9 protein-coding genes and 1 tRNA gene are annotated in these 11,207 nt (G+C 46.8%); 1 reads left to right on the top strand and 9 read right to left on the bottom strand.

Annotation, left to right across the window (positions count from 1 at the left end; all coding sequences use genetic code 11):
• Positions 1 to 47: 47 nt before the first annotated feature.
• The 7 genes from CWI81_RS09565 to CWI81_RS09535 form a co-directional block, all read right to left on the bottom strand.
• Positions 48 to 123 (bottom strand) — tRNA-Ile (locus CWI81_RS09565).
• A 48-nt stretch (positions 124 to 171) separates the two neighbouring features.
• Positions 172 to 1,572: a histidine kinase gene (locus CWI81_RS09560; protein WP_126785100.1), complete on the bottom strand. Its 1,401-nt coding sequence runs from the start codon at positions 1,570 to 1,572 to the stop codon at positions 172 to 174.
• Between the two features lie 29 nt (positions 1,573 to 1,601).
• Positions 1,602 to 2,372: an amidohydrolase family protein gene (locus CWI81_RS09555; protein WP_241970413.1), complete on the bottom strand. Its 771-nt coding sequence runs from the start codon at positions 2,370 to 2,372 to the stop codon at positions 1,602 to 1,604.
• Positions 2,373 to 2,456: 84 nt separating this feature from the next.
• Positions 2,457 to 4,295 (bottom strand): RNA polymerase sigma factor RpoD, encoded by a 1,839-nt coding sequence (gene rpoD, locus CWI81_RS09550; protein WP_126785098.1) that lies wholly within the window; start codon positions 4,293 to 4,295, stop codon positions 2,457 to 2,459.
• 134 nt (positions 4,296 to 4,429) lie between these two features.
• The gene (gene dnaG, locus CWI81_RS09545; RefSeq protein WP_126785097.1) at positions 4,430 to 6,175 is read right to left on the bottom strand and encodes a DNA primase; all 1,746 of its coding nucleotides are present in this window, start codon (positions 6,173 to 6,175) and stop codon (positions 4,430 to 4,432) included.
• Between the two features lie 150 nt (positions 6,176 to 6,325).
• Positions 6,326 to 6,541: a 30S ribosomal protein S21 gene (rpsU, locus tag CWI81_RS09540; RefSeq protein ID WP_006954239.1), complete on the bottom strand. Its 216-nt coding sequence runs from the start codon at positions 6,539 to 6,541 to the stop codon at positions 6,326 to 6,328.
• A gap of 86 nt (positions 6,542 to 6,627) precedes the next feature.
• Complete coding sequence (locus CWI81_RS09535; RefSeq protein WP_126785096.1) at positions 6,628 to 7,389, bottom strand: PilZ domain-containing protein; 762 nt, start codon at positions 7,387 to 7,389, stop codon at positions 6,628 to 6,630.
• A 173-nt stretch (positions 7,390 to 7,562) separates the two neighbouring features.
• Here CWI81_RS09535 and CWI81_RS09530 point away from each other — a divergent pair, with 173 nt between their 5' ends.
• A complete protein-coding gene (locus CWI81_RS09530) occupies positions 7,563 to 8,993 on the top strand; it encodes a serine/threonine-protein kinase (protein WP_157983302.1) in 1,431 nt (476 codons plus the stop codon).
• Here CWI81_RS09530 and tgt read toward each other — a convergent pair.
• Positions 8,966 to 10,084 carry a tRNA guanosine(34) transglycosylase Tgt gene (gene tgt / locus CWI81_RS09525; protein ID WP_126785334.1) on the bottom strand — a complete coding sequence of 373 codons (1,119 nt, stop codon included), beginning with the start codon at positions 10,082 to 10,084 and terminating at the stop codon, positions 8,966 to 8,968. The genes CWI81_RS09530 and tgt overlap by 28 nt on opposite strands.
• 23 nt (positions 10,085 to 10,107) lie before the next feature.
• Positions 10,108 to 11,157 (bottom strand): tRNA preQ1(34) S-adenosylmethionine ribosyltransferase-isomerase QueA, encoded by a 1,050-nt coding sequence (queA, locus tag CWI81_RS09520; protein ID WP_126785094.1) that lies wholly within the window; start codon positions 11,155 to 11,157, stop codon positions 10,108 to 10,110.
• Between the last annotated feature and the right edge of the window lie 50 nt (positions 11,158 to 11,207).

Genomic DNA, 11,207 nt, shown 5'->3' with positions numbered 1-11,207 from the left:
AAAGGAATCTAAGTTGGTGGTGGCTATTCAGAAATAGCCCTTAAAAATGGTGGCCCCTCGCAGATTTGAACTGCGGACCAACCGATTATGAGTCGGGTGCTCTAACCACTGAGCTAAGGGGCCATATACAGGTTGGATTGCTTGAAAAGCGGCGCAAATTATACGAACTTTTTAGTCGCTTGTCATCGGTATCTGCAAGATAAATCGAGAGTTTTCGCCATCTGCTTGATAACTGACCTCTGCACCGATACTTTGCAGTGCATCTCGAACGGGTTTCAAGCCTTTTCCATAGGCTTCTGGCAGCACGTCGTCTTGTCGGAACATCCGCCGCTCTTCGTCTTTAGTCAGGCCTTCACTCTCGTCGACAATCTCGATAATTAACTTGTTGTCACGCTCAATAGCCTTCAGCAATACTTCGCCATGCTTGGGACCAAAGGTAACAGCTTGCATGATAAACACATCGACGGCGTAGCGCAGTAACAAATAGTTTTGCTCGAGTACTAAATCTTCGGTGCATATTGCATTGATCGACTGCTGATCTCCGGCTGAATTATGCTGATGATAGCTCGCCACTTGTTGAAGCCAGTCTTTCACATTAATTTGTTCGGCACCGCTGTGACTACGATGGCGCAGATCCAGATTTATATAAGAATGCAGCAACTGCTGAATCTGCTCAATTACTAACTCTTTGTTGTCTGTATTTGCAGCTTTTAAGCGCAACTGGAGCTCTCTCGCCAGTGACGTTGCTAAGCGGGCCACGACTGAAAGTTCATGGTTTCGGCTTAACTTGGCTTCCAAAGAAGAAATCGATCGTTCCAAGTTAATCCGTTTTTGCCGCGATTGATACAGCAGCATCAGTAACGGCTGAATCTCGTTAATACCAGACGTGACCGGAACTGGCTTAGTTTCATCTTCGGCTTGTTTCACCAGGCGGTCGCGTTCGCTATACCAACTGCGCTCAAACACGATGGTGCGGCTTAAGCTAATAACCGACAGCACCAGAATGATGGAAAATAGGCCAACGGATAATAGCGTATAAGACAGAGGTACCAGGCTGGTACGTTGCATCAGCCAGGCCGATAGCCCCTCATGCGTTGTTACCGGACAGGCCACACCGATAAGAGCGTTGCTATCATTACGCTGCACCGACAAAGTGATTTGTCGCTGTTCGAGGCTGCGTTGCGCTAAAGAGCTTAGTAACGTTTTTTCTGCTTCGGGAACGCCACTTTTTATATCGTTGCCCAAATAGGTAGGAAATGAGTAACCAAAAAACTTGCTGTTGATATGCCAGAAGCCACCTTCGGTGCCGGACATTGTCGATGTTACCCGATACATTTGTTGTTGTAGTAAATCGGGATTACCGACTCTTACTTGCCGGAAGTCATTACTGGGAAATAGTTGGGCAACTTCTTTGTCTATTTTACCGCATGCAGAAGCTAGCTTTTCAGACTGATGGGAGATGGTCTGACTGGCCGAAAACCAAAAGGAGACGGCAAGCCCTAAAATAGCAATGGCGATGAAAATCATCGCCATCCATCTATTTAATTTTGTATGGGAAGACAGTGCTGACACCCAGTACCACTCTTATTAGTGACGGCCAATTAAGGCAGTTTATAAAACTCTTGAGCATTTTGGTAGAACACTTTATCGACGGCATCGTCATCATCGAGTGCTTTTACCATCATACTAATATCGCTTGGCTCAAATGAGCGATTGCTTCGTGTCCCGGGAAGATCGGTGCCAAACATTAAGCAGTCGGGGTTTGCCTTGTACAAACTTTTAACGGCGTCTGCGACATTAACTTCGGTACGACCAAAGCCGCTGGCCTTAATTTTAACACCAGCTTCGGCCAGTCGACGTACCTGCGACAAGCCAGATTTTGCCATACCCAGATGATCAACACTGAGCTTTGGTAACTTCAATAAGGTCGGAACCATATCGTCAAGTTCGCGGCTATCGACATAGATTTCCAGGTGCCAGCCGGCTAAGTCCCAAATGCGCTGACCAAATTCGACGATACCGTCGATGTCGCGGTGAACACCTCGTTTTAGGTTAACCCGAACACCACGAATACGATGCTCGTTTAACTGCATTATTTTTTCGTCGCTGATACTACCTGGTAACTGTGTAACGCCCACGTAGTTGTCGCCAAGATTTTCCAGAGCGGCTTTTAGGTAACGTTGTTCGAAGCCCTGAAATGACCCGGATACTATAACGCCACCCTCTACGGGCATGCCTGTTACCAATTTACGGTAATCGTCGATATAAAAAGGCTCTGGGATGTGTCCTTGGTTTTCAATCAACGGAAACTGATCATCATAAATATGTAGATGTGAATCAATTATCCGCTTTGGCCAATTATCACGGTTCATTCCCATGCTGCCTCCTCACCATTAATTCCAATAATGGCCAGATTAACGCATCTGGCCAAGGATCGTAAGTTATTCATCCAGTCTTTATTCATCCAAGAAGGATTTTAGCTGCTCAGAGCGGCTTGGATGACGTAATTTACGTAATGCTTTTGCCTCAATCTGACGAATCCGTTCCCGAGTAACATCAAATTGCTTACCAACTTCTTCTAGCGTGTGGTCGGTATTCATGTCGATACCAAACCGCATGCGTAATACTTTTGCTTCTCGGGCAGTCAGGCCACCAAGCACTTCACGCACAGAGTTGCGTAAGCTTTCAGACGTGGCTGAATCGATCGGCAAGTCTAGCGTGTTATCTTCAATAAAGTCGCCCAGGTGCGAATCTTCATCATCACCGATTGGGGTTTCCATAGAAATCGGTTCTTTGGCTATTTTAAGCACCTTGCGGATTTTATCTTCCGGCATCATCATCCGTTCTGCCAGTTCTTCTGGCAACGGCTCACGACCCATTTCCTGCAACATTTGACGCGAGATACGGTTCAGTTTATTGATCGTCTCGATCATGTGTACCGGAATACGGATAGTCCGCGCCTGATCGGCAATCGACCGCGTGATCGCCTGACGAATCCACCATGTGGCGTAGGTTGAGAACTTATAACCACGGCGGTATTCAAACTTATCCACCGCTTTCATTAAGCCGATGTTACCTTCCTGAATCAGGTCGAGGAACTGCAAGCCACGATTGGTGTACTTCTTAGCGATCGAAATAACCAGTCGTAAGTTCGCTTCTACCATTTCCTTTTTGGCGCGGCGAGCTTTAGCTTCGCCAATCGACATGCGACGGTTAATGTCTTTAACTTTTGCAATGGTTAAGCCAGTTTCACGCTCAACTTCTAATAGCTTTCCGACACAGCGTTCAATTTCAGGCTTGATGTCATCGAGCGCGGCTGAGTAACTCTCGTCAGCTGCAACGTGTACATCAACCCAGGCCAGCGAGTTTTCATTGCCCGAGAACGCTTTCATGAAAGTTCTCTTTGGCATACCCGCCTGCTCGACGCTGGCTTTCATGACTAAGCGTTCCTGTACGCGCACCCGATGCATCATATCGCGCATATCTTTAACCAAGCGGTCGAACTGTTTAGGAACCAGTCGGAATTGCTTGAATAGATCGCTGAGCTTATCAATTTCTGCGCGCGCTTTTGCATGGTCACGCCCGTGCGCAGTTATCGCCTTGCGGGTGATGTCATATTGGTCGCGCAGCTCGGTAAATTTGGCGCGCGCAAACTCTGGATCGATACCAGTATCTGTTTCTTCATCGTCGTCAGCGTCATCGGCATCGGCTTTATTGTCTTCTTCCAGCTCTTCTTCTGGCAGCTCTGAACCAATATGTGTCGCGCTGACCGGCGCTTCGTCCACTTCGTCGGGATCAATAAATCCAACAATAATGTCCGTTAAACGAAGTTCTTCTGCTTCGTACGAGTCCCACTGATCGAGTAAGAAGTTAATCGCTTCGGGGTATTCAGCTACGGAGCACTGAACCTGGTTGATACCTTCTTCGATACGCTTGGCGATATCGATTTCACCTTCACGGGTTAGCAGTTCTACCGTACCCATTTCGCGCATGTACATACGCACTGGATCGGTCGTGCGGCCAATCTCACTATCGACCGAGGCCAGCGCCTGGGCGGCTTCTTCCGCTGCGTCTTCATCCGCGGCACTTTCTGCCATCATTAGATCATCGGCATCCGGTGCGCTTTCGAACACACGGATCCCCATGTCGTTAATCATGCGGATAATATCTTCGATCTGATCGGAATCAACAATTTCCTGAGGTAAATGGTCATTGACCTCAGCGAATGTTAAAAACCCTTGTTCTTTGCCTTTCGCAATAAGGACCTTAAGTTGCGATTGCCGACTCTGCTGCATACAGACGTTCCACCCGTTGTTACTTACTCAGTGAGAATTTGCTCAATGAGAAACCAAATGAGAATACCCAAAATGACCAGAAAGTATAACAGATTGCTGGCTTTTAAGCCAGTAAAACGCTTACTTTGCCAGTGTTACTGTTTTTTTCTAAGATGCTGTAACAGCATCAATAATTCCTGTTTTTCTGTCTTGTTAAGTTGTTGATCCTGCTCTTTTTTGAGCAAGTCATTTGCTCGTTGTTCAACATATTGATCAATCAGAAAAACAAAAATATCGTTAAATTCAGCTGCAATATGTTCATCATCGAGTTGATGATCCCACATCGCTAACTTTTCAAGCGCCTGATGATAATCGCTGTCGCGCCAGCCTTCCAAAATTTGCGCTGTCGTCATCGGGCGCTCGGACGTTTGCTTGTGCAGCTGCATGAACAAGTCAATTCCTGCTAGCTTTAACTGCCCTAACTCTTCCCTTAGCGGCACTGTTTTTCCAAGTTTCGGGTACTGCAGCAACAGCGCTATTGCTTTTCTTAACGGAGTCATTTTTACGTTTTGCGGCACAAACCGGTTTTGTTTGGGCTTATCAACGTAACGATCAAGTTGTGATTTCTCGCGGCGCAACCACTCCGCTAACTTTTCCATTAATGCTTCGCGATAAAAATCACTGGCCACTTTTTCAATTTTCGGTTTTGCCTGGCTTAACAACTGTGAACGGCCCGTTTCCGAACTTGGATCGATATCGGCCAACAAATGTTCAAAGAAGTAGTCAATAAATGAAACTGATTCACCTAGCTTTTTCTCGAATTCTTTAGCGCCTTGCTCACGGACCAGCGAGTCTGGATCTTGTCCGTCTGGCAGGAACAGAAAACGCATATCGACGCCATCTTTTAACAACGGCAATGCATTTTCCAGAGCTCGCCAGGCAGCGTCACGCCCGGCTCTGTCACCGTCGTAGCAACACACGACTTTAGAGGTTGTTCTGAACAACCGCTGAAGTTGTTCTGTGGTGGTGGCGGTACCTAAAGATGCGACCGAATAATCGATGCCAGCTTGCGCCAACCCGACGACATCCATGTAACCTTCTACGATAACTACCTGAGCGGGTTTTTGTCGTTTTTGCTGTAACTGCCAAAAACCATATAGCTCATGACCTTTATGAAACAGTCGAGTTTCCGGAGAGTTCAGGTATTTGGGGCCATCCGAATCAATGACCCGGCCACCGAATCCGACCACTCGACCGCGACGGTCATGAATTGGGAACATGATGCGATCGCGGAAAAAGTCATAGTGGCGTCCGTTATCGTTGCGATTTACCAGCTTTAAGTCGACCAGTTGCTGACGTTGTTGGTCGTTTTTCGCGAAAGTTTTTAAAATGCCGTCCCAATCACTACTGGCATAGCCAATTTGAAAACGCTTGACTGTTTCGCCACTCAAACCGCGTTGCTTTAAGTAATTGATGGCTTTGGCAGAGTCACTATGATGCTTTAACTGATGCTGAAAATACTTAGTACACTGCGCCATCAGTTCGGCATCATCACGCAATTGCTGCTGGCGTTGCTGACTTTGTTGGGGATTGCTCGTTTGCTCGCGGGGCACATCTAAGCCCATAAGGCTGGCCAGTTCTTCCACCGCGTCGGGAAAATCAAGACCATCGTACTTCATTAAAAAGTCGATAGCATTGCCATGCTCACCACAGCCAAAGCAATGATAAAACTGCTTGTCCTGGCTGACCGTAAAAGATGGTGTTTTTTCGTTATGGAATGGACAGCAGGCTTGATGATTTCTGCCGGCTTTTTTAAGCGCGACGCGACTATCAACCACTTCAATAATATCCGCTCGATCTAACAGATCGTGAATAAATGATTTTGGAATAAGTCCGGACATACCACCTATAGCCTTTTAGCTGCGCTTAGCAAATACGAGTTCCCGAAAACAAGAAAGCCGCGACGGCTTTCCGACACGGCTTTCAGTACAAGACCAAATTTAGCAAGTCATTGTCATTATGCGAAAGGATTCGCTCTTTCGGTCGCTAGCTTAGTATAAACGAGTGCGACGAGCGTTTTCGCGAGCCAGCTTTTTAGCATGACGCTTAACAGCTGCTGCTTTCTTGCGCTTACGTTCTGCAGTTGGCTTTTCGTAGTGTTCACGACGACGAACTTCAGACAGAACGCCTGCTTTTTCACAAGAGCGCTTGAAACGACGCAGTGCTACGTCAAACGGCTCGTTTTCTTTCACTTTAACGACTGGCATTAAAAAATCACCTCGGATAAATTATCTGTTTTGGTTAAAATTTAACCACATCGGGTTTAATTAGTGCTGAATTGTACCGAGTCAGATTAGTCTTGTAAAGCATTATCCGAATTTGATCGTTCTGATCGCTGCACCTGTTTTAGCCGAATAACAGGCAGCGAATTAAGCAGTAATCGATGCATCAACTCTATTCTGTCTTCGTCGGTTAAATCACTCTCTAAACCGATTCGCCATTGCTTTGGCCCGCGCTTTTCTACAGCCCGTATTTTTACCGCGAAAGACTCGTGTTCGTCGTCACTAAACTGAATATTTAACACCGGCTGCTGTGCTATTAACTCGGCTTCGATACACGGCAGTATCCCTTCACAATCAAAACCAAACCCATTGGCAGAGATATCTTTTAAATAGCCGTTGATCATTGGGCCGTCTTCATCACCCAGCATCAGCTGACCACTAACGTCTATTGCCATTCGCGGTGTTTTTCTTAGCGGCTTGGACTGCATTTGTTGTGGGTAGGAGACAAACAGCAATTTATCGGGGAACTGTGTTGCATGCACCAGATTTACATAACCGGCGATTACCTCACCCTGCTGAGAAATCGTCCGCATAATCAATTTGTCGCTGGCTCGCAATTCTGGCAGCACGTCCTGCCAGCGATAATAACAGGGCAACTCCAAGATCAAGTAATCCGGATAATGCTGACCAATAAGGGTTAAATGCAACGATGTTTGACCAGCGCCCTGCGCATCGGAACCCGACTTCTGCAGTTCGACGATCTGGTTGTAACCTGAGTCTATAAGCTTGTGCGCATGATCCGACATAATAATTATTGTTATTAGCTTTGCCATTTAGAATAGCTCAATTTTGGCATTTGTTAAGATGCATTGCTAATATTCATTTATTGACGTCAAGTGACGCCACTGAGGCTATTAGATGGCCTTAGAAATTATCCCCTTTGGGTAAACAGTCTATTATTCTGTAAACTGAAACTGATCTAAAATCAGCAAGAAAGGATGCGATATTGACTGAAGAGGGAGTTGATAAAACGGCTGATCCGCTTCGCTTTCCGTATCGAATTGCGAGCCGCTATCACTGTAAAGGTTATCTCGGCAGTGGCGGCAGTGGACTGGTGTTTAAAGCTTGGGACGACCTATTGCAGCGCATGGTCGCCATCAAGTTTATTCGGAACCCTACCTTTGTTACTCGCCAACGACTCGTCAGCGAGGCTCGCGCGCTGGCAAAAGTAAACCACCCCAGTTTGTGTTCTATTTATGACATCGGCGAGCCTGTAGATGAACATTCTTCGCTGTTTATGGTGATGGAGCTCATTGAAGGAGCACGACTGTCGGAGCTTGCCGGTCAACTCAACATAGAAACGACGGTTAGACTTATTCAGAAACTAGCCGAAGGCGTCGCTCAACTGCATGCTGCAGGCCTAGTACATAATGACATTAATCCGACTAATGTCATTATTAAACATAATAACTCTGATGAACCCATTCCGACGTTAATCGATCTTAGCGTTGCTGATACACCATCAAAAGCATACCGCAATAGGCAAACGGGGTTTGGTCTAACCCCATTGTTCTCGGCACCAGAGCAAAATGATCCTAAATTGAAACAAACACATCGCCGCGAACTTGTTGATATATACAGCCTTGGTGCTTTGATGTTTTTTCTGTTCACGGGTCAGGCGCCAACTTCTAATCCGGAACAGCAACTAAATGAACATGCAGCACAGTGCCCGGCTCGGCTAAAAAAGTTAATTGTTAAGTGTGTCGCTAACGATCCGGCGCAACGAATCCAGTCTGCAAGTTTGTTGGCACAAAACCTTGCCGCTTACCGCTATCAACGCTACTCCTGGTTTCCAGTCACAGCTTTGGTCATCACCATTACCATTTTGTTTACTGCCACCATCGCCGCTTTTTCAGATAACAACTCAATAGCAACGACAGAGCCTCTTGAGCAAATTGATGTTGAATCAATCTGGACCCATCAAGGCATCGCTTATTCTTTATATACCAAGGAACTACTACGGCAGAACCGACTGAGAGAGGCGCGACAACAGGCGAATTTAACCGTTCGCTTCTTTCAGTCAGCGCTTAAAAACAACTCAGCTGAAATTACCGCACTATCAGAGTTTATCGACTTTTTGGAGCGCGACGACGGTTTGTTCAATCCATCGGAGAGAACAGCTTTATTGCTCGATACTGCATCACGCATTGAAAAAACCGAGGTGGAGCAGCATATCCGTGCGTACGCATTAGCGAAAATTTATTTCAAGCTTGCTAAGCTTCATCGTTCCCAACCCCATTTACATTCTCGTTGGCGGGAACGAGCGCTGTCCGCTGTGTCCAGCGCTCTTGAACAACACCCTAATTCACAACGGTATCAACAGCTACGTTGTATCATTAAGGCTGAAAATCAACAGTCCAGTGGCGGTACCTGTTGATCTCTTAGTTGATAGAACCGCTCTACGTATTGATCAAACGTGCCGTTATCCAAGGCATCACGCATATCCCCCATAACCCGCTGGTAAAAACGCAAATTATGAATCGTGTTTAACCGCGCACCCAGCATTTCATTAGTTCTGTCTAAATGATGTAAGTAAGCCCGCGAGTAGTTTTTACAGGTATAGCAATCACAATCGGTATCAAGCGGGCCGGTATCGGTGCGATGAACGGCGTTACGTATTTTTACCACACCACTGCTGATAAACAAATGGCCATTGCGAGCGTTTCGAGTGGGCATCACACAATCGAACATATCAATCCCGCGCCGTACCGCTTCGACCAAATCCTCAGGTTTGCCAACGCCCATCAGGTAGCGCGGTTTTTGTTCCGGCATTTGTGGCGCAGTGTGTTCTAAAATGCGCATCATATCTTCTTTCGGCTCACCCACCGACAAACCGCCGATGGCATAGCCATCAAACTCAATATCAGTCAGGCCTTTTAACGAGATATCCCGAAGTTCTTCGTACATACCCCCCTGAATAATCCCAAATAGCGCAGACTTGTTACCTTCGTGAGCTTTTTTCGAGCGGTCGGCCCAACGCAATGATAGCTCCATTGACTGACGAGCTTCTGCTTGGGTTGCCGGGTACGGTGTGCATTCATCAAATATCATGACAATATCGGCACCTAACTCCCGCTGCACCTGCATCGACTTTTCCGGGGTCAGCAAAATCTTTTCACCGTTGATAGGCGAGCGGAAAGTAACGCCTTCTTCGGTAATTTTACGCAGTTCACCTAAACTGAAAACTTGGAAACCACCCGAATCGGTCAGGATCGGTTTATCCCAGTTCATAAAGTCGTGCAAATCGCCATGTTGTTGAATAATGGACGTTCCTGGGCGCAGCATTAGGTGAAAGGTATTACCCAGACAAATTTCAGCGCCGGTTTCTTTCACTTCTTCCGGCGTCATCCCCTTTACCGTGCCAACGGTGCCAACCGGCATAAAAGCAGGCGTCTCTACTGTGCCACGTGCAAACTTCATACGGCCGCGACGTGCGCGCCCGTGAGTTTTATCCAATTCAAATTTCATCATGTCTCATAACTTTTGTGTTGTTAGCGCGATAAAAGCATCGCGTCACCATAACTAAAAAAACGGTACTTCTGTTCAATTGCCTGCTGATAAGCATCCATGATCAGCTCGCGACCAGAAAAAGCGGATACCAGCATGATAAGCGTAGACTCTGGCAGATGGAAGTTTGTGATTAAGCTGTCCACGACTTGAAACTGATACCCTGGGTAGATAAAAATATCAGTGTCATCAAAAAATGGTTCGATCAAACTGTCACTATCTCGCGCCGCCGACTCCAGCGAGCGCACCGACGTTGTGCCAACGGCCACCACGCGCTTACCAGCGGCTTTGGTCGCCTTAACCGCCGCACAGGTAGCCTCGGGTACTTTTGCATATTCACTGTGCATGACATGCTCTTCGATACTATCAACTCTGACTGGCTGAAAGGTTCCAGCGCCAACATGCAAAGTTACATACGCAAAGTTAACGCCCTTATCCTGTAACTGTTGCAGGATCTGCTCATCAAAATGTAGTCCTGCGGTTGGCGCAGCAACAGCACCGGGCTCTTTGTTGTAGACCGTCTGATAACGTTCTTTATCGCTGTCCTCGTCAGGCCTGTCGATATAGGGGGGGAGCGGCATATGGCCATAGCTTTCAAGTAATTCAAGTACGCCCTGTTGATGCTCAAACTCAAGTTCAAATAAAGCATCATGGCGAGCGATCATGGTGGCGGTAATAGCATTTTCTAAGCGCAGCTGTTGGCCGGTTTTGGGAGCTCGATTGGCCCGGACATGAGCTAGTACTCGATGTTCATCGATAATACGCTCAACCAATACTTCTACTTTCCCGCCAGACAGCTTTTCACCTAATAACCGCGCCGGAATAACTCGCGTATCGTTAAATACCAACAGGTCACCAGCGTCCAGGCAATCTACGATATCGACAAACTGTTTGTGTTCAATAGTCTGGTGACGGCTATCAACGGCAAGTAAACGGCTAGCGCTTCTTTGCTGCTGGGGATAGCGGGCTATCAATTCATCCGGGAGGTCAAAATTGAAGTCACTGACTTTAAAGGAGGACTCTGGCTGGCTCATATCATCGCGCTATATTTTAATCGAGTTAAAAAGTTGCGCGGATTTTACTC

This window comes from Idiomarina seosinensis, from assembly GCF_003987275.1.
Classification (GTDB): domain Bacteria; phylum Pseudomonadota; class Gammaproteobacteria; order Enterobacterales; family Alteromonadaceae; genus Idiomarina; species Idiomarina seosinensis.
Note: the sequence above shows the minus strand (reverse complement) of the source record. Positions and strands in the feature narration are given on the sequence as shown.